A 22,433-nucleotide genomic window follows, 5' to 3' on the forward strand; every position below is an offset into this window, starting at 1 on the left:
CTTAACGTCTCGCGAAACAATGCGTGGCGAGCTCAGTAGGGACTGTGTCTTTTGTGGTCAGAATGAGTTCTATTGACCTGTTATGCATTTAATCTATCTTATTTTAATAATGGTAATACTTAACTCATCCATTTTGCAGTCCATCCATTTCTGATATACAGCGTCTACAGTATCTGCGGTATAACCAGAGTGAGACGGCGGTGAAGTCGGATGCCTTTACTCGGTGTGCCCAGCATGAGTGTGAACTAATGGGCTTCATTAAATGCTAACTACTTGTAAATAGCAACTGCACTATCGTTAAGTCTGTAGGCGATGGTCGCTAAAAACTGCGAGCCACCCGGTTTATCTATATGTTTCCAGGGTGCTTCTTATACTTTGATGCCCTTACACTCCAATAATTCAGTTGTTACTCCTGTACCATTAACTTGATACTGCTAAATGTACCATCGTAAATTTTGAGCTTCCACAGGAAGGGTTACCCTCTGCTTCGGCTAAAGATCAATCGGTGGCATCAATGCCAACATTTCCCATAATGTTCGCAGAGCCTCTAAATATATCTATATTTTTACTCGCGGCCTGTTTGATAAAAGTTACTGGTGAAGCGAAAAATAAATAATTTTCACATTATATTCGGAAAAATGGACTGGTTTTTATTGTGGAGGAGCACGATCAATAGTTTGGGATAGATGGCCAGAATCTACCAGATACCCGATTTAAAGAGGCTTTGTAAACCATTCTTTATCCAAATCACGCAGGGTTAACTCATTTCTTTCTAGGAGTTCAGAGCGGCAGGCTTTAATCAGGTTCTCGTAGTGCTGGGCAATGTTTTTGACTTGTTTTTGACTGTTGTACTCTACTTCAATGCCCGCACCATTTAATATTCTTCGGTCAAGAATGGGGATAAGGTCCATAAAGTGTGCTGACAGTAACGCAGAAGCGTATGATGCACCAAACCCTCTGATTTTTGTATCGTTGGATTTTGTTAAATCAGTAATGTCTTTGCATAATTTTATAAGCCCGGCTGTTTCTTGCTTATTTAGCTGAGGTAGCGTTTTGCCATTAAAATTCTGATCGATCTCAGAAAGTACAGCCTCATAGCTACTTAGTTTACTGACAAGTGTGATCTCAGGCTCAGTAATTGAGGTATTACCACCCTTGAAATTACTTACATGCAACAAATCAACAATGCCTAATGAGAGTCGTTGACTCTTGTTTGAAATGAATGTTTGATAATGCGTCATGGCAACATCAAGCATTTCCCATGTTGTGTGTGGGTTTCGTGCCATAATTCGATAGCCTTTAGTGCCGCAAGCAACGGCTGCAATGTCATATTGAGGTCGAGGAATGGAGATCTTCTCCGCGTGGTAGATAGTGTTATCCTGTTTCGTTAAACATTATTGGCTCCGCCGACAGTGGCATACATGCTATAGGCCCCTATGCCAAGAGCAATCCAAAATAAGAAGCCTATTAATACAACAATGAGTCCATCTGGATCAGGATCACGTTTGGTAAATTGCTTACTAATGAAATAACCGGGCCCTTTCAGTAATAACTCGAAGATTATTTCTATAAATATGTGACCTAAGAAATGGCCAATAACTCTAAAAAAACCTCCGACGACTTCCTCTATCATATGGTTCCTTGTGTTGTCTAACTTTGCCAGTAGGAGCGGCTGAAATATAACCTAGGTCATCCAGTCCGGCAACCAGCTGGATGAGCCTGCCAAGGCTTGTATAGTAGAGCGTTCGCCATTGATGTTGCATAATCGCGGGTGGATTTTTCTGTTTTAGTCATTTTCTTAAGGGCTTCTAACTCCATTTTTCAAATCCGACACCTCCTTTAAGAGTCGGTCAAGGTTTATTCCTCCTTGTTGACGGTTCACAAGACTGAAGGTAAAAGTCAGAAATAGTACCGCTGCACCAAGTGTTGCTAGCTAACAATTAATTTTCCGAACAATACCAAGACATTGTTTCCTGCATTCAGCTCTGCGCATCTTGCGCTCAGCCGGCTGAATGTTAAACATGTAACTATGGACTATTCATCACACTTATATGATGAAGTAGATCTTTGGATTGTGTCCGAAGAATTGAATTTGCCCGTAGGTAAGGTGCGGTAGATAGCACAAAATTCCTGTTGGAAAGAGGGCGGCAAATCGAGGATAGAGAGGGAGCAGCTGCGGGCAATCCCGCAGCTGCTAGGACTTATTTCCAGTTCAGAATTACCTTACCGGATTCACCAGAGCCCATGGTATCGAAGCCTTTTTGGAAGTCGTCGATAGAAAACTGGTGAGTAATAATCGGGGTCAAATCCAGGCCGGACTGAATCAGGCTGGCCATCTTATACCAGGTCTCAAACATCTCGCGGCCGTAGATGCCCTTGATAATCAGGCCTTTAAAAATAACCTGTCCCCAGTCAATTGCCATTTCACCTGCGGGGATACCGAGCATGGCAATTTTGCCGCCGTGATTCATCGCGGCAATCATATCGCGGAAGGCGACGGGTACGCCGGACATCTCCAGGCCAACGTCAAAGCCTTCGCTCATTCCCAACTCGCTCATTACGTCGTTGAGATTTTCCTTGGCGACGTTTACCGCGCGGGTGGCACCCATTTTACGCGCCAGTTCCAGGCGATATTCGTTGATGTCGGTGATCACCACATGGCGGGCGCCCACGTGTCTGGCAACCGCTGCGGCCATAATACCGATGGGGCCAGCGCCGGTAATCAGTACATCTTCGCCAACCAGGTCGAAAGACAGGGCGGTGTGTACCGCGTTGCCGAGGGGGTCAAAGATGGAGGCGAGATCGTCGGAGATATTGTCCGGGATCTTAAAGGCGTTGAGTGCGGGAATCACCAGATACTCTGCGAAGGCGCCGGGGCGGTCTACGCCGACACCGTAGGTGTTGCGGCACAAATGGCGGCGGCCGGCGCGACAATTGCGGCAGTGGCCGCAAGTGATATGGCCTTCACCAGAAACCCGGTCACCTACCTGGAAACCCGCAACTTCCTGCCCCATACCCACAACTTCACCCACATACTCGTGGCCAACTACCATGGGGACGGGAATGGTTTTTTGAGACCATTCATCCCAGTTGTAGATATGCATGTCGGTACCGCAAATTGCGGTTTTGTGAATCTTGATCAGCAGGTCATTGTGGCCCGGGGTGGGGATTTCCACATCGGTGAGCCAGATTCCCACTTCGGATTTCAGTTTGGATAGTGCTTTCATTGTCTTAAAAACTACAAATGGCAAGGCGCGGTGCCGCTTTGCTGAATCCCTTGTGAGGATTACGGCAACGGCACCGCTGTCTGTTGGGTTTAGATAATATTTAGCTCGCGACCGACTTCAATGAAAGCATCGATACACTGGTCGAGCTGCTCGCGGGTGTGGGCGGCGGACATCTGGGTGCGGATACGGGCCTGGCCTTTGGGCACTACCGGGTAGAAGAAGCCGACGACGTAGATACCGCGCTCCAGCATCTTGTCAGCCATTTTCTGTGCCAGGGCAGCGTCGCCGATCATAACTGGGATAATGGGGTGGTCGGCACCGGCCAGGGTGAAACCGGCTTCGGACATGCGCTTGCGGAAGTAGGCGGAGTTGTCGCGCAGTTGTTCACGCAGCTCGCCGCCTTCAGTCAGCATATCCAACACTTTCAGGGAGGCGGTGACGATAGCCGGGGCTACGGAGTTGGAGAACAGATAGGGGCGCGAGCGCTGGCGCAGCAAATCGATAATTTCTTTGCGGCCAGAGGTAAAGCCGCCGGAAGCGCCGCCGAGGGCCTTGCCCAGGGTGCCGGTAATAATATCGACACGGTCGATCACATCGCAGTACTCGTGGGTGCCGCGACCGTGGTCACCGAGAAAGCCCACGGCGTGGGAGTCATCTACCATAACCAGGGCGTTGTACTGGTCGGCCAGATCGCACAGGGCTTTGAGGTTGGCGATCACGCCGTCCATAGAAAAGACGCCGTCGGTGGCGATCAGCTTGGTCTTGGCGCCAGCGGCGTCTGCGGCTTGCAACTGCTTTTCCAGTTCCGCCATATCGTTGTTGGCGTAGCGGTAGCGCTTGGCTTTACACAGGCGCACGCCGTCGATAATAGAGGCGTGGTTGAGGGCGTCGGAGATGATGGCATCTTCCGGGCCGAGCAGTGTTTCGAATAGGCCGCCGTTGGCGTCGAAGCAGGAGGTGTAGAGGATGGTGTCTTCGGTGTGCAGGAACTCAGACAGGCGCGATTCCAGCGCTTTGTGGATGTCCTGGGTGCCGCAGATAAAGCGCACGGAGGCCATGCCGAAGCCGTATTGCTCAAGCCCCTCTTTAGCCGCTTTAATCAGGTCCGGGTGGTTGGCCAGGCCCAGGTAGTTGTTGGCGCAGAAATTAAGTACCTGGGTGTCGTTGTTCACCTGGATCTCAGCGGCTTGCTGGGAAGTAATAATCCGCTCGCGCTTGTACAGACCGTCGGCATCGATCTGTTTTAGTTCGCTGCGCAGGTGCTCAAAGAATGGTTCTGGCTTTGACATGGTATTGTTTTTAGCTCCTGTCGGGTGCTCTTGGCACAGGGTAATGGGCGCGAACTCGCGGCGCCTGTCGCTTCTACTTTATCCCGCCAGCTTGCAGGCCTCGTGGGCCGAAATCGGGTGCTCACTGGCGCGGCAACTGGTGGCAAATTTTAATGCCTCTTCGGCGGTGTCGAACAGTAGTTGCCACAACAACTGACGATCACCTCTTCTCACCGCGCGTACAGCCGTGTGGCTTCTCTGGCTGGCAATTTGGATTTCGATAATATCTTTGCTGGAAAACGGTGATTCGGACATGGTCCCTCCAATGGTAAAACTATGGAGGGCTGACGTGGAAATGGCGAAATGATATTCGCCCATCCGGTTGGTTTGCTCTGGTAGAGCCCCATCCTCCCCGCAGGCTTTGTGTGCCGCAGAGAGAGAACCACCTTGCCCCGGTCGGCAGGTTGGCGTTGGCGTCAGCCACTCTCGTGATGTGCGAGCAAAGATAACGGGGAGGGGATTGGCAGTCAACAGCACCGCCCTGATTAGAGGGCGGTGCAGACATTTATGCGGGAAGCTGCACGGATTTTAGTTCGATAAACTCACCGAGACCCGCCTCACCAAACTCGCGTCCGTTGCCGGAGCGCTTGTAACCGCCGAAGGGGGCGTCGTAGTTAAACTCTCCGCCGTTGACAAAACACAGGCCGGCTTCAATACGGCGAACGATGGGCATAGAGCTCTCGGCGTCTTTGGCCCAAACCCCGCTGGACAGGCCGTACTCGGTGTCGTTGGCAATGGCGATCGCCTCATCCATATCTTTGTAGGGGATCAGGCAGGTCACCGGGCCGAAGATCTCTTCCCGGGCGATGGTCATCTCGTTGTGTACATCGGCGAAGACCGTGGGTTTTACATAGAATCCCTTTTCCAGTCCGTTGGGCCGGTCGAGGCCGCCGGCCACAAGGCGGGCGCCTTCGTCGATGCCTTTTTCGATATAGCTGCGCACAATCCCCAGCTGGCGGGCGGAGGACAGCGGGCCCATAAAGGCGTTGGTGTCGGTGCCCAGCGCCACTTCTTCAGCGACCTGCTTGGCGATTTTTACCGCCTCTTCATAGTGCTCGGCGGGGACCAGCATACGGGTGAGTGCGGTACAGGTTTGTCCACTGTTAATAAATACATCTTCGCAGCCCCAGCGAACCGCTGCTCGAAGGTCTGCATCCGGGGTGATAATCAGGGGCGATTTGCCGCCGAGTTCTTGGGTTACTCTTTTTACCGTGGGCGCTGCGGCTTTGGCCACTTCAACCCCTGCGCGGGTAGAGCCGGTAAAGGACACCATATCGATTCCCGGGTGCGAGGACAGCGCGGCCCCCACTACTGAGCCCGGGCCGGGAGTCAGATTGAAGACGCCCGCCGGAACGCCGGCGGCTTCGATGATCTCCGCCATGATGTAATCCTGTAGCGGAGTGGTTTCCGAGGGTTTGGCGATTATGGTGCAGCCCGCAGCGAGGGCCGGGGCAACCTTGCCGACAAACTGGTGCAGGGGGTAGTTCCAGGGGGTGATAAAGCCGCACACACCCACCGGTTCGCGAATGAGCACCGAGTGGGCGGCTTTTTCGGTCTCCTCCATTATCGAGGTGCGCTCGGCGTAGTAGCGCATCGCATAGATGGGGCCGTCTACATGCAGCCAGCGGGTAATGTGGGCGGGGCAACCGAGGGTTTGTGAGATCGCCTGGGTCAAGTCTTCCTTGCGCGCCTCCATACCATCGGCAATGGCAGTTAGCAGGGCCGAGCGCTGTGCTGCGCTGGTGTGACGCCACTGTTTAAAGGCGCTGCGAGCGGCGCTGACGGCGGTGTCGACGTCCTCAGCAGAGCCCTCCACTACCTGGCAGATCATCTCTTCCGTGGCGGGATTGATAACCGGGTGGGAGCCGTTGCCGAGGGGTTCACGCCACTCACCATTAATAAACAGTTTGTCTGTATGCAGTTTGTTGAAATCTGTCATGTCACGCTTCCGTTTGCTTCGCGCCGCTTTAAGGGGCGGTGATTTCGATGAGTGTTGGTGTTTTGCGTTGTAGGGCTTCAGCAACTGCCGCCGCTAATTGTTGCGGCTTGTCGATACGGCAGCCCTCGGCGCCAAATGATTGTGCCAGTGCGACAAAATCCGGCGTGCGCAGGTTAACCCCTTCTTGGGGGACTTCTGCGGCATCCATAAAGTCGCGAATCTCTCCGTAGCCGCTGTTATTCCACACCAGGATCGGCAGGGGTAATTGCTGTTCTACCGCAACGGCCAGCTCGCCCAGAGTAAACATCAGGCCGCCATCGCCGATCAGGGCAATAACATCCCGTGTGCTGGATAGTTTGGCGCCGATTGAAGCGGGCAGGGCAAAGCCCAGGGTACCGTAGCCGGTGGTGCAGGTGACATGGCTGCGGGGGTAGTACAGCGGCAGGGCGTGGTTGGTATTATAGGCCAGCTGGGTGGAGTCGGTAACCAGAATCCCCTCCTCTGGCAGGGCCTCGCGCAGGGCCTCAACCCAGGGAAAACGCTCCTCAGAGCCTTCCCACCACTCTTTGCGGCAGCTGCGAATTAATTGTGAAACTTCCTCTTCTGCCTGTCGCTTCGAGCTTTCTTCGTGCGCGAGCAGGGCTGCGCTCAACTGCTGTAGGCTTTCAGCGGCATCGGCGCAGATCGCCAGGTCCGGTTGGGCGTTGCATACCAGTTGGGCTGGGTCGATATCGATGCGAATCAGTTTGCCGGAGAAAGCGTAATCCTCGCGCACCAGATTGCGGTCAGTTTCGGCAAGTTCAGTGCCAACGGCCAAGACTACATCGGCAGTTTCCACTCGCTCGCGCACGCAATCAAAGCTGAGATTGGCACCGCCACACAGGGGGTGTCTCTCGTCGACAACGCCTTTGGCGGCCAGCGATAGGAAAACTGGGGCAGCGATCTTTTCCGCAATTTGTGTTGCCGCTTCCCCGGCGGATTGGGCGCCACCGCCGAGAAGAATCACCGGGCGCTCGGCAGCTTGCAGCCACTGGGCCGCAGTTGCGATGGCTGTCGCACTGGCTGCCGAGGCTGTGGCGCTGGGGGCCGCGCAGTAATCGTCCAGTTGGCCGGGCATCACTGCCGGGAACAGGTCGATAGGAATTTCGATATGCACAGGGCCGGGGCGGCTGGATTGCAGTAGCTGGAATGCCCGCGCCATCACTTCCGGTAGTTGCTCCGCCTGGGTCAGGGTGTGCTGCCAGATACAAAAGCCCCGGCTGGCATCGCTCTGGCGGGGTAGCTCGTGCAGGCGCCCACGGCCCATGCCCAGATCTTCCCGGCGATTGACGGCGGAAATAACCAACATGGGAATGGAATCCGAGTAAGCTTGCGCCATAGCCGTAGCTGCGTTGGTGAGTCCCGGCCCGGTAATCAGGAAGCAGACACCGGGTTTGCCGCTGGCGCGGGCATAGCCGTCAGCCATAAAGGCCGCGCCCTGTTCGTGTCTTGGCGTGATATGCATCAAGTTGCTACCGGGCAGGCCGCGATACAGTTCGATGGTATGTACGCCGGGAATTCCGAAAACTTTTTCTACCTGGTATTCGCGCAGCAGGCGCATCAGCACCTGGGCGCATGTGGGCGCAGAGGACATAAGCACCATTTTCCTTATTCGTGTAAAAATGCAGTGAGCCTAGCGGCCCACCAATAGGGGTGCAAGCATCCGCAGAGTCTGCATCTTCACAGGCAAAATCGCAGGAAAATTGAGATTCCTCCTAGGGAGCCTCGGAATAATTCCGTGATACCTCTGCGGGCCTTGCAGGTCACAGAGGTTGGGCACAGCTCGCCGCGAATGGCAGCAGCCCTTTGTAGTAGAAGAGCCGCAACGCAGCAGCTGGGGCTTGCAGAGCGATTTTCACTCTGCGCTGCGGTCTCTTGAGCGGTCCAGATATCCCTGCGAAGTCGCTCCCTGACTGAGAGCCGCTCTGTAGAGGCATCACGGAATTATTTAAGGGCTCCCTGAATCGCGGCAGGAAATGTTGCGAGCTTGCAATAACTTTGCCTGCCGTTAGGTGCTGGGGAATTTGACGAGATGGCTGCCGCGCAATAGCCTTCCGCCACTCCGCTGAATAAACTTTGAGCTAGAACAACCGAGGAAGTAGCACCATGGAAATCGATCAATGGCGTCGGGAATATCAACTGGGCGGTTTAAGACGCTCTGAATTGCCGCCGACCCCCCAGGAGCAGTTCAGCAAGTGGCTTGAGGAAGCTGTTAAGGCGGAGTTCGTTGATGCCAGCGCTATGTGCCTCGCCACCACGAATGCGGAGGGGCAGCCCTCGCAGCGGATCGTTTTGCTGAAGGGCTTCGATGACAAAGGTTTTGTGTTCTACACCAATTTGCACAGTGACAAAGCTCGGGATATGGCGGTTAATCCACAGGTATCCCTGCTGTTTCCCTGGACCCGTCTGGAGCGACAGGTCATTGTCTATGGAAAGGTAGAACCGGTTTCCCGCGAGCGGGCCGAGGCCTACTTTCAATCCCGCCCTCTGGATAGTCAGCTAGCGGCATGGGCCTCACATCAGAGTCAGCCGATTTCCTCCCGGGAGGAGCTGGAACAGCGGTTTGAAAATGAGAAAACCCGCTTTGCCGGTAAAACGGTCCCCCTGCCGGAATTTTGGGGAGGCTATTGTGTGGTGCCCAGTGCTATTGAGTTTTGGCAGGGGGGCGCAAACAGGCTGCACGATCGTTTTATTTATCGGCTTGAAGAAAATGGGAGCTGGAAGATAGAGCGCCGCGCGCCTTAAATTTTATTTCGGTAGCCTGAGAGGCCCCTGAAGTACCCCATTATATCTCTGCGGGCCCCTGCGGCCCGCTTTGTACCCCCACCTGGCGATTTCCCGCAGCGGGTAATGTCCTGTAGCTGCGCCCCATCTGGCTATTTGTGCTCAAGGCAGCTTAAAATAATACGCTATAAACCGGGTTCAAAATGATAGTTTAAATATCAAGAGATTCGAAATAGCCCGGGAACTTTTGGAAAATTTTGTAATACCTGTGCAGGCCTTAAAAACCGCAAGTGTTGGCTGCGGTTTGCTGTGAATGGCCAGTCCCTTACAGGAATAGTGCGGTAGCTGTGATATCTCGACAGAGTTGGGCCTCCTGCGAGGCCGGGCCCTGGTTGTAGTTCCTATTCACAGGCTGCCCAAAGCAACCGATTTCAAGTATTAGACAGAGGGTAATATGGCCATTATTGGCATCGACCTGGGTACGACCAATAGCGCTTGCGGTGTATTGACCGAAGACGGAGTAAAATTAATTCCCAATCGTTTGGGGGAGACTCTGACCCCCTCTGTTGTGGGGCTTGATGATAGCGGGAAGCTGGTCGTCGGAAAGACGGCAAAAGAACGCCTGATTAATCATAGCGGCACCACGGTGGCGGCATTTAAGCGATTAATGGGCACCGATCATAAAATCTCTCTTGGTAAGCAGCAGTTTACCGCGACCGAATTATCCTCCCTGATTTTAAGGGCTCTAAAAGAAGATGCTGAAACTTACCTCAATGAGGAAGTCACAGAAGCTGTGATCAGCGTCCCGGCCTATTTTAATGATAACCAGCGACATGCGACCAAACTGGCTGGTGAGTTAGCCGGACTGAAAGTTGAGCGCCTGATTAACGAACCAACTTCTGCAGCCATTGCCTATGGTCTACATGATAAACGCGAAGGGCACTTCCTGATCCTGGATCTTGGGGGTGGTACATTTGATGTGTCCATCCTGGAATTCTTTGATGGCATTATGGAAGTTCATGCCAGTGCGGGAGACAACTTCCTCGGAGGAGAGGATTTTGTTGAAGCTATGATTGAAAGCATCCTGGATGAATTCAATCTAAAAAAAGAAGCGCTAGAGCCGCGCGAACTGCAAAATTTATATATGCAGTTGGAGACAGCGAAACGCAGAGTGAGCCAATTACCAGAGCAGCAGCTTGAATTGCAAATCGATGGCCGCTCTATGGAATACCGCGTGACCCCCGAATGGTTTGAGAAGCTTAGTACGCCACTACTGCTTAGGGCTAAACGCCCAATAGAGCGCGCGATGCGCGATGCCAACCTGCCGCCGCAGAAAATTGATGAAGTGGTATTGGTCGGCGGTTCGACACGTTTAGCCCATTTCCGCTCAATGGTAGGGCGAATGTTTGGACGCCTGCCGGCCTGTCATTTAGACCCGGATACCGTTGTGGCTATGGGCGCCGCAATTCAGGCAGGCCTGAAGGAAAAAAATTCAGCCCTGGATGATATCGTGTTGACGGATGTGTGCCCCTACACCCTGGGTACGGGCGTGATCAATGAAGATAATTCGCAGCTTGGCAGTTACTTTATGCCAATTATTGAGCGCAATACGGTAGTGCCGGTTAGCGTAGTAAGGCGCGTGTGGACAGCGGGCGATGATCAAACACAGCTTTGCATCGATGTCTATCAGGGGGAAAACCGCCTGGTAAGCAAAAATGTTTACCTGGGTGAGCTGACGGTTCCCGTCCCTAAAAAGCCAAAGGGTGAAGAGGCTGCTGATATTCGCTATACCTACGATATGAATGGCTTGCTGGAGGTGGATGTCACCGTTGTCTCCACCGGTAAAACGTTTAATAAATTAATTGAATTTACCCCGGGAGCACTTACAGATATACAAAAAGCGGAAGCTTTACAAAAGCTGGAAAAGTTAAAGTTCCACCCGCGGGAAGATGAGAAAAATCAGGCTATCATTGCGCGCGGTGAGCGTTTGTATGAATCGAGCCTGGGAGAGCAGCGGGAATATATCGCTAAGTTGTTGGCTTCCTTCGAAGGTGTGCTTGAGCGGCAAAACCCTGCGGAAATCATCAAGGCTCGCTCTGAAATTGGTGAAATACTGGATCGCCTGGATAGTGAGGACTGGATTTGATGGCCCCTTGGGACACCCTCGAAATCAAGCCTACCGATGATGCCCGGGCGATTAAGCGTGCCTATGCAAAAAAGTTAAGGCAGACTCGCCCGGATGAAAAACCCAAGGAATTTCAACTCCTGCACTCTGCGTACAAGCAGGCGCTACAGCTTGCTGAGGAGCTGCAAGAGGAAGCACATTCTGGTAAGGGGGACGATAGGCCCTCCGAGCTCCCGCTGGCCAGCTCCGTAGAAGAACCGCTCATTACTGAGAGTGAAGGGCAGGCGATTGCTGCAACCCCCGTGAAGCGGGTGATAGATGAGCTCGTTTCGCCTGAGGTTGCCATAGCGCCTACAACCACTGACACTGCCTCAGAGCCAGAGCCAGAGCCAGAGCCAGAGCCAGAGCCAGAGCCAGAGCCAGAGTCAGAGCCGCCAAAGCTGACGGTAGAGCCCGAAGAGGCAGGGCCCAAATTAAGTGATCAGGTTGAGGTTGCTTTATCGGAATCAGACTCACAAGCCGAATCAAGCCCCGAAAGAGATCTGCGCGTTGAGGGGTACCACCGTGTTCTCAAGCAGGTAGACGATCTTCTCAGTCGTGAACTTGAACTCAATAGTGTGCAAAATTGGCATTTTCTTGCCCAAAGCCCCCATATGCTTGATGAAGAGTATAACTGGAACTTGGGGCTGTCGCTCTTCGAACGCTTTGCCCTCTTTAATCAAAGTATTGAGCAGGGAGAGAAAACCGAAGGCTCTCAGATTAGCTCAGATATTTTGCAATACTGCGATGAGTTGTTTGATTGGAGGGGCAATGCCCCCTACCTGTATCAAGCGCTGGATGACAATTTGTGTAATAGCCTGTTTGGCGCTCTGGAAAATCATGAGTCTGTGGTAGACCCTTTGCGGGGGCTTCGCGGCGGACGGGAAGTGATAAGCGGTCATCGAGAGGAGCAGAGTGAGAACTACGAGCAGTATTACTTTGGCCACTTGTTGGCGAGAGGGGTAGCTGTACTGCTGGATCTATTTCTGCTTTTTGTCGCGGTTGGCTTCCCAGCCTCTATTGTATTGATAAAGGCTTTTGATAAGCCAGAAGATACTGCAACCTTTGAAGCGGCTGGAATCTGTTTGTTAGCATATCTATTACTTGCATGGCTGTTGGAAAGCTCCCGCTTCCAGGCTACGCCGGGAAAATACTTAATGGGATATCGCGTAACTAACCAAAAGTTTGAACGTATTGGATATGGACATGGCCTCTGGCGAGTAGTTAGCTTTACTCTAACCCTGGTGCTGGGGAAAATCGGTTGGTTTATCAACTGTTTTCTCGGCGGCAACTTGATGCATGATCGCCTTAGCCGGAGTCATGTGGTTAATATGCGCAGAACCCGCGAGGAGCATTTGCGGCGTTTGAATGATAAGTAGAGTGGATGGGCGGATAGGTTCCCCCTGTTTTATCTGCAAATAAGCCGCTATCGGCTCGACTAGTTTAAGAAGTTAAATGCCCCGGTTTTACCGGGGTATTTACTATTAATTGTTGTTTACATTGAAGTAACTAAATGTTGGGTAGATCCCATTTTGAAAGCAAGTGTCTAAAACGTTAAAATTAGCTTTTTTCCCTGCAAGAAATGCTGCGGTTAATAAGGTTAAAGTTTCTTGGCCGCTATCGGCATCACGGCTCCATCGAATAGAATTACTGTTGCAGCTATCGGGACCAACAGTTTGGTCTAGATAGGCATAGCAGGTAGCGTCATTCATGTGGCAGCCTATCTTATTGATGGTCACATCGCCAGATGACCCCGCAGATAAGGCGTTTTTTGATAAGCCTATTGCAATTAATGTAATTAGGAGTTTAAGTTTCATTGGGGTCTCCGATTTAAATTGGGTATGCTAGATTAAGTCTCTCAGGGAGCTAGGGAGCCTCTGAATAAGTTTGCGCCCTAAAATAGGTTAGGATAACAATTTGCCGCAAAGAAAATAATGTAACGCAAACCATGTGTCAAGCCAGCTTTTTAGAAGCCGAACACTGGATAGGCACTGTAAAACTCGTAAAGAGAAACTTCTTGAGTAAATGGATTCGTTAATCCCCTGGGAGCGTCTTGAAGTCCTAATGGTCCCTTCTATACAAAATCAGGAAGTGGCTGCTGCTCCAGGGTAATCACACTACAAATTTGGCGGTTTCGAGGTATTAGCCGCCAAAAAACGTGGCTATCCGGAAGGGATGAATCGTAGCCTAACCACATAGCAGGCAACGCAACTTCAAAAAAATCGTAGATGAACAGCCGGATCAGCTCAAGCTTAACTACGCTCTATGGGCGTACAAGACTGTCATGGAGCTAATTAAACATGAATATGGCATAAAAATGCTAATTCGCACCGTAGGTGATTATCTGAAATGCTGAGGTTTTACAGCGCAGAAGCCCGCCGGACGGGCCTATGAGAAAAATCCTAAATCCGTTAAAAATTGATGGAAGAAGACTATCTAGATATTAAACAGCGTGCGAAACAGGAGGGTGCAGAAATTTACCGGGGCGATAAAACGGACATTCGCAGTGATTGTCAGTATGAGCGGGGCTATGCGCCAAAAGGAAAAACGCCCATTGCGAAGCTAAATGCAAAGCGAGCTTCACTCAATATGATTTCAGCGATTACAAATCAAGGAGCAGTACGCTTTCAAGTTTACGAAGGAAGTATGGATGTCGACAGGTTAATTGGCTTTCTTAAGCGATTAATCAATACAGTAGGTCGCAAAGTTCCCCTCATTCTGGACAGCACTTAGAGTGCATCATGCTCGAGTGGTTAAAGCCTGGCTGTCAGAACATGAGAATGAGATAGAAATATTTTGCTTGCCATCGTATTCACCTGAATTGAATCTGGATAAATATTTAAACTGCGACCTTAAAGGGGGGGCGTACATAGTGGGATTTCAGCACGATCCAAGAAAAAATTGAAAACAAAATACTTTCTCACATGAGGATGCTGCAGAAAAAGCTCGTGCGAGTAGCTTCCTGCTTTTAGGATAAGTAAATTAAATATGCAGCATAAGCGAACTATTGGGCCGCCGGGTTAATAGTTTAAAATTTAGCAGGATTTTTTGTTAGAAAGAGTACTTTCTAGGTAGGATCTGGCTACTAAATACCTTTTCAATCCCTTGGTCATATCCAGGGGCGACAACTGTGCTGTGATTCTCATGATCAAACATATGTTGTTTTAAGGTTAAGTTTTCATATTGACGGGATTTAAGCTGTTGGGTTAAAAAAGAAAAATCTTCAATCCCGCAAACTGAATTAACCTCATTGCAAACCTCTTCACTGCCAATAAATAAATACACACTCTTCCCCAAGTCGGTATTGCGCTCTGCATAGGCCAGTTCGCTGTCCAAAATTTGTTTGTCGGCCCACCATATACTGGGGCTTCCAATAACATATCGATCAAAGTTATTGGTGTGGTTGAACAGTGCATGTAGGGCGAGGAGCCCTCCCAGGGAGTGGCCGACCAGAGTTTCATCTTCTTCGTTGCCTTTAAAATTATTATTAATAAAGGGTTTAAGTTCCTCTTCAATAAATTCGAGAAAATGATCGGCACCACCACCGAGTTTGGCGCCTTTGATCACGCCGGATACAGGGGTAAAGTCCACCACTCGCTGGGAGAGATTTCGGTGGTCGAAAGCATGGGAAATACCTACCAGAATCACCGCAGGAACTTTGACATTGCCAAACTCATCGGGAACCTGCTCCTGAATCAGGTTGGGAGCAGTCATGGGGAAATGTAGAAAGCCGTCGGTCATATAGATGACCGGGTAGCGATCAGCATTTTCTGGGCTGTAAGAGAGCGGGAGCATAACGTCGATAACGTATTTGCGCTCCAGTAGATCAGAGTAAAAGTTATAAGACAGTATGCCCGGGCGGCTAAAGGTTGTGGGCTCGGCATTGCCGGCCGCAGCCAACTGGCAGTAGGCGGCAAGGGCGAATATCGCCAATAGTCTAATCATCTTCATTATTATCCTCGTGGGGCCTTGGTTATCCACCAAGGGAGGGGATATTTGCCTGGAAGCCTACCAGATAGATATGGGCGGTCGCTAGCAGTTCTATAAATTACGATAGGTGATGCTTCTCTTGATAAGAGACTGTGATCACAAATTATGGGTTTGGGGGAGATACAGGGGGCTTCTCTTTGGGGTTGGGGGCTGTAATCGATTTAAAGTAGCTATGAGTAACACCTGTGCTGGCACCTTTATTGTAGTTGCCAGCACAGGCCTATTAGGCTGAAGCCCCTTATAGGGGGCTAGGTGCTGCTAGGTTGCGGTAGTTTCAGGTCATTCTTTGGCTCATGAGGCGATACTTGGGGGCTAAATGCTTTTTGGGAGAGCAGCGCAGACATAAAGGCCAAGATAAATAGGGCGCTAAATAGCATTCCGCCGGTAATCACTGTGGCTAGCCCCCGGTAAATGGTGGCACTATTTCCTGGATTGAGCACTAGGGGGAGGTTGCCAAAGATACAGGTGATTGTGGTGAGCATAATGGGGCGGACGCGCAAGCTGGCTGCTGCATATATGGCATCTAGTTGGCTGGCTCCGCTTTGCAGAGACTTTTGAAACTGATTAACCAGTAGTATTGCATTATTAACCACAAGGCCCATCAGGATTACAAATCCAATCATGGTTATCACATCAAGGCTTTGCGGGGTGAAAAGGTTTAAAACCTGTAAGCTCAACATTCCGCCAGCGAATGAGAGGGGTATCGCGCAGAGAACAGCGGCAGCGAGTTTTACCGATTTCAGCGCGAAGTACATTAGCAGGGCCAGGACTACCAGGGCGGCTAAAAATATCTTCATAAACTCATTGAGAAATAAGTTGAGCTCATTGGCGCTACCCCGAAACTGGGTATGAAGATCCCTGTAGGGACTCTCTGACAGAAAAGCTTTTACGGATTTATCGACATTCTCGACAAAAGACTTCATCGCCACGCCCTCTGCCGGCGTTAAATTGATCGATGCGCTTACTTCCTGGCCAACGCGAAGTATACTGGCGGGGGCCTGAGTGATTTTGGCGTCAGTAAGTTCGCGCAGTGGGATAAATCCATGACCATTAATTAATATTTCAGTATCTAGAAGTGTCTGTAGGTTTTGTGGGGCCTTTGCCTTGAAATAGAATGGAAGAGTGTTGGTTCCTGTATAGAAGTGTCCAATATAGATTCCATCGGTTAGGGCCATTAAATGACGGTTTAACTCTGATACTGTAATACCTAAATGAGTCAGCTGCACTAGGCGAGGCTGAAACTCTATTCGGACCGCTCGATTTTGCAGCGCACTGCCTTCTCGAATTTGCGCTTCTGGAAATTCTGAGCGCAAGTGGTTTATAAGTGCTGTGCCGGCCAGCTGCAATCTAGATAGTTCCGCGCCTTTAATATCCAGTTGGCTAATGCGGTTGTTAGGCATTGCAAATCTTAACAGGCCGCCGTGTCTAAAATGAATTTGAGTACCGATTAACCCATAGAGTGCCTTCTCATTGAGCCACTCTTGTAGTTTGTCAAACTCCCAGTCACCCTTGGTGTATAAATACAGGTGGCAGTTATTTGGGCTGCAAATGATTCCATAGGTTGAGAGTTGCTCTTCTATTTCTTGTTTATTGGCGGTAATTCTGTTGACTACCCGCTCTGCAATATTGGTTTTAATCACGTCTGCGGCTAGAGGGGTTTCGAAATTGATAAAAACAGAGATCATATTCTGTTTGGGATCGGGAAGGACATCTATGGGAGGTGACGAATAATAAGTGGCGATCAGCGCAATTGGTAAACCCAAAGTTAGGATAGCCATTGCTCTCTTAGGGTTGCTTGCGACTTGAATTGAGCGATTGACAAATTTCTTTAGTGCAGTGTTAATCGTTGTATTGGCAGCCTCTTTTTTCACCGGGGTAGATTTTCCCAGCAAGTGCCTCGCCAGTGAAGGTAGTATTAGCAGGGCAAATAATAGGGAGGCGAGTAGGGCGCTTGAAATTGTGAAAGCTAAATCCTGAAATAACTGTCCGGTTGCGGACTTCATAGCAATAATCGGTAGAAAAACAATAACACTGGATACTGTAGATGAGATCAAGGGTCCGGTGACTTCCCTAGTGCCCCGTATAATGCTTTCTTGAGTGTTGACCCCTTGTTGTCGCAATCCTTGGATATTTTCTATAACAATAATTGCGGCATCAACCATTAATCCAATAGACAGTGCAATTCCCGCTATAGAGATAACGTTCATACTCCTACCGCCGAGGTACATACCGAGAATAACGAGGGAGACACAGACAGGGATACTTAAAAATATTAGGGTTAAGGTTCTAAAGTTGCGCAGAAACCAATAGAGTACCAGGCAGGCAAGTAAAGATCCTAGCAGCAGGCTGCCGTATACCAGATTGAGGGAGTCTCGAATGCCCTTGGAGTCATCACGGCTTATAGCAAGCTCCATCCCGAGCCGTTTCAACTCTCCACTGTTTAGCCCTTCCATGGTTGATTTCAGCTGTGCAATAGTTTCTAGAACATTGACATTTTGGCTGGGAAGCAGATAAAAATAGAGTGACCGGTTACCTTCGAGGGCAAAATATGACCAGTCCGATGCTATGCGTGGTGTTACTGAGGCGATATCCGAGAGCTGGATAATCTGATTCCCTCTCGTGGCGATGGGTAGCTGTGAAAGTTCGCCTATGGGAACCTGCCCCTTAAAGTGTAAGGCATAATCTTTGGAGCCAATTTTAAGATTGCCGCCCGAACGGTCTACAAGGTTATTGAGATGCTCAGTGACTTCAGCAATACTTAAAGAGTTCTGAATCATTCTTTCTGAATCGAATTCAATGTCAACTCGCTGGGCGGTGGGTGTGCCGGCCTCTTCAATGGATGATACCCCAGGAATTTTGCTGATGGCGGGTTTTACATGGTTTGTGAATGCATCAATTAAATCCAATTCACTGGCCGGCTGCTTTGAATATAGAAAAAATGTTGCCAGTGTGGCGCCTGCGCCATTGGAGAAGTTAAATACACGTGGTGTGCTGACCTGGGTTGGCCAGTTAGGCACTTGGTTGATTCTGGAGAGGACTTCAATATACATCTTCTCCATATCTGCTTCTGTATGAAAGTCAATGGTGGTCCAGGCTATACCGCTATTGATATTGGTCTGCACTTCTTTCAAATGACTTAAATTGGAGAGTGTTTGCTCCAGTGGAGCAATAAGTATTTGCTCTATTTCTTCCGCTGTCTTCCCTGGCCAGGCTGTTGCCAGAGCAATTTGCGGGCGATTAATCGAGGGGAGTAGGGCATTGGGTAAATTTAAGCCGGCTATAATGCCGGCAATGATCAGCGTAAAGGTGCAACTTATAATGATGGAACTGTATTTTTCTAGCGCTTTCATGTGCTTTCCCTCTCGGTGGGAGTAACAGCTTCATTGAGTTGCAATCCTTCATGGCCCAACACCACGAGAAGATCACCCGGTGCAATGGTTGAGCGCACAACAAAATAATCCTGGAGTGTATCTATTATTTGCACTTTTGCGCTAACTGCTCTTTGGTCACTATTTAGAGTCCAAACTTTATATTGTTGGCCGCTTTCGAGTATAACTGCGTCACTTGGAACTTTAGTGATAAACTCTTGATTATCTTTGCTGCTGAAGGGCGTCAACATTGTGATTTCAAATCGTTGCCCAACTAGCAGGGAATTAAAGTTTTGTCTGCTGGCTTCAAAGAAAAGTCGCAAATTTTGTGTTTCCGGGTTAACGGTATGGCTAATATTTCTGAGGGCGATATCTTGCTCGTGAAGTTTAAAGATACTTTGACTTAACAAGTTCTCTTTATTTAGATGTTCCTCGGGTAGGCTGCATTCAATTTGATTTTCAATAAGTGGAAGCAGTTGCATAATTCTTTGCCCTGAATTAAGTCTCTCCCCCGGGTTGGCATCTATACTTAAAACCTGGCTATCGTTTTTTGCAAAGTGTTGCAGGCGCTTTGAACGATATTCGGCTGTATGTAACTGCTGCTCAAGTCTTTGCTTAGTTAAGCGATAGGTATCTACGTCCAATTTAAGATTATTTAAATGAGATGAAGATACCATGTCGGCTGAGCGAAGTTTTTCTAGTCTACCCAGCTCTTCTTCTGCATAAGTCAGCTGGCTCTGGGTGATTTCTATATCTGTGCGAATAATCTTGATTTCCTGGGAGAGGTAGAAATCATCTTGGGCAGCTACTAGTTCGCCGGCTTTAACAATGGAGCCGATCGGCTTTATTTGTGTTAATTCTGCTTCAGTATGACTGGATATTTGGTACAGTGGTGGTGATGATACAGAACAAAAAAGTTTTGCCCTGATGGCCTGCTCCCAAGGGTGTGCAGCTTCCACTAGTACCGTGCGGCCAGTATTGGCAAGAGCGTTGCAGCTAATAAGTAGTGTAAAAAAAGAAATACTGATCGCAAAGAGCTTTCTAATTTTATGGTTTCTCATGTTGAGACTCTTGCTAATATTATTTTCGAATTGATTGTTGGTGTGAGTGAGCTGGAAGGCTTTAAAGGGGCTATATTGCCTTATTTGACTAAAAGGTATATTGGAGAGCGGTTCCCTACAATCGCTGTGCGGCAAGGTGAAATTTGTAGGGGGTGAGTTGTTCCTGCTGGGGGTTGAACTGAGTTTCTGTTGAAGTTGCTTGGGCGTTTTAATAGCGCGATAATTTTTATTGCTGTAATTTAAGTGGCTATTTGAGAGCCACTGCTGAGGCCAGCTTTTGTCTGATAATGTTTTTAATTTAGCTCGACTGGCTTGATCTGCCCGTTTTTGGTGCATTATGACGGTAATGTGGGGGGCTGAATAATCCCGAATACCTTGGGGGGTAAAGCGGCGGTACTACAGGATTATTCAGAGGCTTCCTGGGTTAAAGCTATTTATCCCCGGGATGCTGGGGAGGCTTACTCCTCCCGCCTTAACTCCAAGCGCTGGGACTCCCGAATACGAAAGCGCCGCTTGTTTTCCCTTTCACCGTAGAGGCGTACCCGCTCACCAGATATCATGCCCTTTTTTTTCGCTTCCTGTGCGTCGATAAAGTAATACTCACCGGTGGTTTCGTCTTTTACCGAGAAGCGATGATCGATCTCCCCTGTTTGAAAGTTCTCGGAAATCTCTTCCTCTAAAACGCCAGTTATAGTTTCCCCAGCCATTGCGGAGGGGGAAAGGGCGAGAAGCAGGGCTAAGGGTAAATTTTTCATTGCAGACATACTCCTCTTGAGGTTACTCATCGTAGGTTATAGACACAGTAGCAGAGTTATTACTGTTGTCAGTGGACAGGAGTTCAATGGTGACTCCTGCTGAGGAGTCAGTAAAACTCTCCCCAGCACTAGACAAGGTTGCCACCTGGTTGGCAGTGGCATTGTTACTACTGTCAATCAGGTAGTGAATTGTCACCGAATTTTCATGGTGTGGGCGGGGGTTTAAGATACTGTGCTCAATATGGTATTCGATGTAATAGTGACTCTCGCCATTTCTACTACCCGCGCTCTCAACTTTTAACAGTTGGGGAAGGCTGCTACTGAGCTCCCCTGCTGTCAGCTCTATAGCTTGAAGCTCAATATTCGTGGTGGTACCGGAAACGGCTTCCAGGCTTTCGGTGTACCCGGGAAAGGCATCATACCAACCCATATAATCACGGTGACCACTTCCGAAGAGCCGCGACTGCCAGGCGTTACCCATTAGAGAGCCATCACTGCCATATTCATTCTCACCGCTATCATTGGTGTCCCCATCATTATTGTTGTCGTTGCCGGCGTGGCCGAGACCGATGTTATGGCCTAATTCGTGGCCCATAATCAGCTGGTCGCTATCGGCAGTAATCATGCTCCAGCGGCCGCCGACGGAGGCTACCCCAGTGCCAACCAGCCCAGCTCTGGCAGCAGCTTCGGGGAAGATATAAACTCGGTGGCGCCAGTCGCTGAGGTCTACCGGTTGGGTATTTGAGTCGACATAGTTGCTCTCAATCCAGAGGGTGGCGTTATCTCTCCAGGTGTAGCCGCTATCGCTGTACTCCGTGCCTGAGCGGGACTCTGCATCCTCAATGCTCAATACACCACCATTCTGACTGTCGGCGATACTGTAACTAAAGCAGTCGATAGAGCTACTCTCATCGTTATTTTCGCCGTAACAGTACTGGTCCAGTGAGGTGTCATTGCTCAGGTGACGGCTGAATTTTAGTTGGCCCAGGGAGTTCTCATGGTAGGCATTATCGAGGGAGTCCGTGTCATTAAAGGCCATATCGGCGATTTGTGAAATACTCAGGTCGTCCTCTACAGAGGCGTCCGAGAAGTTCATAAAGATAAACACGATGCTGCTTTCGCTCGCTTCGATGGTTTGTACGGAGAATACGACAGAGAGGGTGCTGCTATCCGTGAGCTGGAAGGAAATGGTGTCCTCTGCGGATTCGCCATTGTTTAAATTTTGAGCGTTAGTGTTTAATTGATACTCCCAGTTCCCGCTTTCGTAGAGAATAAAATCACCGTAGTCACCGGCAACATTACTGGACTGAAAGGAGGGGCTGGCACTATCTGTGTCTTCGAGGGTGAGGGTGCCACTGGCATACTCCTGGGCTCCTACAATAAGCGTTGCCAGGGGGCTGCTGGGATTAAAGGTGTAACCGCCGGTATCGCCTTCGGCGCCGTCAGTATCTCCGCTGTCGGTACTGGTTTCCGTTTCTGTAGACTCATCGCTGGAGCTACTACTGGAGCCGCCTCCACAGGCGCTAAGGAGAATGGATAAGCTAAATGCTGTAAGGAGTTTTAAGGTATCGGGCATGACAAACTCAACGTATTTCTGGATGCAAATGAGCTGGGAATTGGTATTTTATGGACCGCCGGGCAAAGGTCCAGTTCCTGCTAGCCTTAGATAATCGAAGCCGAATTCTGGATGAGCCTGGGCAAAACAACCATCGGTTTTTTGGCCAATTGTGACGGCGTTGGAGTATTGGTGGTACTTGTCCTTGGTGGTGCCGATCAAATTTACGCAATTGGTGACAGGGTTCGTAGCGATTAAACGGCCAGTTGCCAGTGGCTAGGAT

At 49.9% G+C, this 22,433-nt stretch carries 18 protein-coding genes and 1 riboswitch; of the genes, 5 read left to right on the forward strand and 13 right to left on the reverse strand.

The window, feature by feature from the left end; all coding sequences use genetic code 11:
* Positions 1 to 713 precede the first annotated feature (713 nt).
* From ACJJIF_RS00805 to ACJJIF_RS00835, 7 genes are all read right to left on the reverse strand, one after another.
* Complete coding sequence (locus ACJJIF_RS00805; protein WP_444930363.1) at positions 714 to 1,286, reverse strand: hypothetical protein; 573 nt, start codon at positions 1,284 to 1,286, stop codon at positions 714 to 716.
* A gap of 101 nt (positions 1,287 to 1,387) precedes the next feature.
* Positions 1,388 to 1,633 (reverse strand): hypothetical protein, encoded by a 246-nt coding sequence (locus ACJJIF_RS00810; RefSeq protein ID WP_444930364.1) that lies wholly within the window; start codon positions 1,631 to 1,633, stop codon positions 1,388 to 1,390.
* A gap of 568 nt (positions 1,634 to 2,201) precedes the next feature.
* Positions 2,202 to 3,227, reverse strand: a complete 1,026-nt coding sequence (gene tdh, locus ACJJIF_RS00815) for an L-threonine 3-dehydrogenase, zinc-binding type (protein WP_444930365.1) — start codon at positions 3,225 to 3,227, stop codon at positions 2,202 to 2,204.
* An 89-nt stretch (positions 3,228 to 3,316) separates the two neighbouring features.
* Entirely contained in the window at positions 3,317 to 4,516 is a 1,200-nt protein-coding gene (locus ACJJIF_RS00820) for a glycine C-acetyltransferase (protein ID WP_444930366.1), read from the reverse strand.
* Positions 4,517 to 4,594: 78 nt separating this feature from the next.
* The gene (locus ACJJIF_RS00825) at positions 4,595 to 4,810 is read right to left on the reverse strand and encodes a hypothetical protein (protein ID WP_444930367.1); all 216 of its coding nucleotides are present in this window, start codon (positions 4,808 to 4,810) and stop codon (positions 4,595 to 4,597) included.
* A gap of 58 nt (positions 4,811 to 4,868) precedes the next feature.
* A riboswitch (SAM-I-IV-variant riboswitch) is annotated at positions 4,869 to 4,995 on the reverse strand.
* Positions 4,996 to 5,060: 65 nt separating this feature from the next.
* Positions 5,061 to 6,494 carry an aldehyde dehydrogenase family protein gene (locus tag ACJJIF_RS00830; RefSeq protein WP_444930368.1) on the reverse strand — a complete coding sequence of 478 codons (1,434 nt, stop codon included), beginning with the start codon at positions 6,492 to 6,494 and terminating at the stop codon, positions 5,061 to 5,063.
* Positions 6,495 to 6,522: 28 nt separating this feature from the next.
* Positions 6,523 to 8,127, reverse strand: a complete 1,605-nt coding sequence (locus tag ACJJIF_RS00835; protein ID WP_444930369.1) for a 5-guanidino-2-oxopentanoate decarboxylase — start codon at positions 8,125 to 8,127, stop codon at positions 6,523 to 6,525.
* A gap of 512 nt (positions 8,128 to 8,639) precedes the next feature.
* On the opposite strand from ACJJIF_RS00835, the gene pdxH reads away from it, so the two are divergent.
* The 3 genes from pdxH (at position 8,640) to ACJJIF_RS00850 (ending at position 12,800) form a co-directional block, all read left to right on the forward strand.
* Complete coding sequence (pdxH, locus tag ACJJIF_RS00840) at positions 8,640 to 9,278, forward strand: pyridoxamine 5'-phosphate oxidase (RefSeq protein ID WP_444930370.1); 639 nt, start codon at positions 8,640 to 8,642, stop codon at positions 9,276 to 9,278.
* A 433-nt stretch (positions 9,279 to 9,711) separates the two neighbouring features.
* Complete coding sequence (locus ACJJIF_RS00845; RefSeq protein WP_444930371.1) at positions 9,712 to 11,403, forward strand: Hsp70 family protein; 1,692 nt, start codon at positions 9,712 to 9,714, stop codon at positions 11,401 to 11,403.
* Positions 11,403 to 12,800 carry an RDD family protein gene (locus ACJJIF_RS00850; protein WP_444930372.1) on the forward strand — a complete coding sequence of 466 codons (1,398 nt, stop codon included), beginning with the start codon at positions 11,403 to 11,405 and terminating at the stop codon, positions 12,798 to 12,800. Before ACJJIF_RS00845 ends, ACJJIF_RS00850 begins: the two co-directional genes overlap by 1 nt.
* 105 nt (positions 12,801 to 12,905) lie before the next feature.
* Here the strand turns inward: ACJJIF_RS00850 and ACJJIF_RS00855 are convergent, their stop codons facing one another.
* Entirely contained in the window at positions 12,906 to 13,238 is a 333-nt protein-coding gene (locus ACJJIF_RS00855; protein WP_444930373.1) for a hypothetical protein, read from the reverse strand.
* 604 nt (positions 13,239 to 13,842) lie between these two features.
* Between ACJJIF_RS00855 and ACJJIF_RS00860 the strand changes: the two genes are divergently transcribed.
* On the forward strand, positions 13,843 to 14,154 hold the full coding sequence (locus ACJJIF_RS00860) for a transposase (protein WP_444930374.1): 312 nt from the start codon (positions 13,843 to 13,845) through the stop codon (positions 14,152 to 14,154).
* Positions 14,155 to 14,170: 16 nt separating this feature from the next.
* The gene (locus ACJJIF_RS00865) at positions 14,171 to 14,326 is read left to right on the forward strand and encodes a hypothetical protein (RefSeq protein ID WP_444930375.1); all 156 of its coding nucleotides are present in this window, start codon (positions 14,171 to 14,173) and stop codon (positions 14,324 to 14,326) included.
* A gap of 146 nt (positions 14,327 to 14,472) precedes the next feature.
* Here ACJJIF_RS00865 and ACJJIF_RS00870 read toward each other — a convergent pair whose 3' ends face one another.
* From ACJJIF_RS00870 to ACJJIF_RS00890, 5 genes are all read right to left on the reverse strand, one after another.
* A complete protein-coding gene (locus ACJJIF_RS00870) occupies positions 14,473 to 15,372 on the reverse strand; it encodes an alpha/beta hydrolase (protein ID WP_444930376.1) in 900 nt (299 codons plus the stop codon).
* A gap of 287 nt (positions 15,373 to 15,659) precedes the next feature.
* Entirely contained in the window at positions 15,660 to 18,761 is a 3,102-nt protein-coding gene (locus tag ACJJIF_RS00875) for an efflux RND transporter permease subunit (RefSeq protein ID WP_444930377.1), read from the reverse strand.
* Positions 18,758 to 20,176: an efflux RND transporter periplasmic adaptor subunit gene (locus tag ACJJIF_RS00880; RefSeq protein ID WP_444930378.1), complete on the reverse strand. Its 1,419-nt coding sequence runs from the start codon at positions 20,174 to 20,176 to the stop codon at positions 18,758 to 18,760. The genes ACJJIF_RS00875 and ACJJIF_RS00880 overlap by 4 nt, the downstream gene beginning before the upstream one ends.
* Positions 20,177 to 20,298: 122 nt before the next feature.
* Complete coding sequence (locus ACJJIF_RS00885) at positions 20,299 to 20,595, reverse strand: hypothetical protein (RefSeq protein ID WP_444930379.1); 297 nt, start codon at positions 20,593 to 20,595, stop codon at positions 20,299 to 20,301.
* 22 nt (positions 20,596 to 20,617) lie between these two features.
* Positions 20,618 to 22,171, reverse strand: coding sequence for a VCBS domain-containing protein (locus tag ACJJIF_RS00890; RefSeq protein ID WP_444930380.1), 1,554 nt, complete (start codon positions 22,169 to 22,171; stop codon positions 20,618 to 20,620).
* Positions 22,172 to 22,433: the final 262 nt, after the last annotated feature.

The organism is Microbulbifer regidiadema (SeqCode), assembly GCF_052467605.1.

What these genes read in the sequence shown, in the direction of transcription:
- ACJJIF_RS00805 (WP_444930363.1), bottom strand. Translation starts at nt 1,286, where the DNA reads ATGGCACGAAACCCACACACAACATGGGAAATGCTTGATGTTGCCATG.
- ACJJIF_RS00810 (WP_444930364.1), bottom strand. Translation starts at nt 1,633, where the DNA reads ATGATAGAGGAAGTCGTCGGAGGTTTTTTTAGAGTTATTGGCCATTTC.
- tdh (WP_444930365.1), bottom strand. Translation starts at nt 3,227, where the DNA reads ATGAAAGCACTATCCAAACTGAAATCCGAAGTGGGAATCTGGCTCACC.
- ACJJIF_RS00820 (WP_444930366.1), bottom strand. Translation starts at nt 4,516, where the DNA reads ATGTCAAAGCCAGAACCATTCTTTGAGCACCTGCGCAGCGAACTAAAA.
- ACJJIF_RS00825 (WP_444930367.1), bottom strand. Translation starts at nt 4,810, where the DNA reads ATGTCCGAATCACCGTTTTCCAGCAAAGATATTATCGAAATCCAAATT.
- ACJJIF_RS00830 (WP_444930368.1), bottom strand. Translation starts at nt 6,494, where the DNA reads ATGACAGATTTCAACAAACTGCATACAGACAAACTGTTTATTAATGGT.
- ACJJIF_RS00835 (WP_444930369.1), bottom strand. Translation starts at nt 8,127, where the DNA reads ATGTCCTCTGCGCCCACATGCGCCCAGGTGCTGATGCGCCTGCTGCGC.
- pdxH (WP_444930370.1), top strand. Translation starts at nt 8,640, where the DNA reads ATGGAAATCGATCAATGGCGTCGGGAATATCAACTGGGCGGTTTAAGA.
- ACJJIF_RS00845 (WP_444930371.1), top strand. Translation starts at nt 9,712, where the DNA reads ATGGCCATTATTGGCATCGACCTGGGTACGACCAATAGCGCTTGCGGT.
- ACJJIF_RS00850 (WP_444930372.1), top strand. Translation starts at nt 11,403, where the DNA reads ATGGCCCCTTGGGACACCCTCGAAATCAAGCCTACCGATGATGCCCGG.
- ACJJIF_RS00855 (WP_444930373.1), bottom strand. Translation starts at nt 13,238, where the DNA reads ATGAAACTTAAACTCCTAATTACATTAATTGCAATAGGCTTATCAAAA.
- ACJJIF_RS00860 (WP_444930374.1), top strand. Translation starts at nt 13,843, where the DNA reads ATGGAAGAAGACTATCTAGATATTAAACAGCGTGCGAAACAGGAGGGT.
- ACJJIF_RS00870 (WP_444930376.1), bottom strand. Translation starts at nt 15,372, where the DNA reads ATGAAGATGATTAGACTATTGGCGATATTCGCCCTTGCCGCCTACTGC.
- ACJJIF_RS00875 (WP_444930377.1), bottom strand. Translation starts at nt 18,761, where the DNA reads ATGAAAGCGCTAGAAAAATACAGTTCCATCATTATAAGTTGCACCTTT.
- ACJJIF_RS00880 (WP_444930378.1), bottom strand. Translation starts at nt 20,176, where the DNA reads ATGCACCAAAAACGGGCAGATCAAGCCAGTCGAGCTAAATTAAAAACA.
- ACJJIF_RS00885 (WP_444930379.1), bottom strand. Translation starts at nt 20,595, where the DNA reads ATGAAAAATTTACCCTTAGCCCTGCTTCTCGCCCTTTCCCCCTCCGCA.
- ACJJIF_RS00890 (WP_444930380.1), bottom strand. Translation starts at nt 22,171, where the DNA reads ATGCCCGATACCTTAAAACTCCTTACAGCATTTAGCTTATCCATTCTC.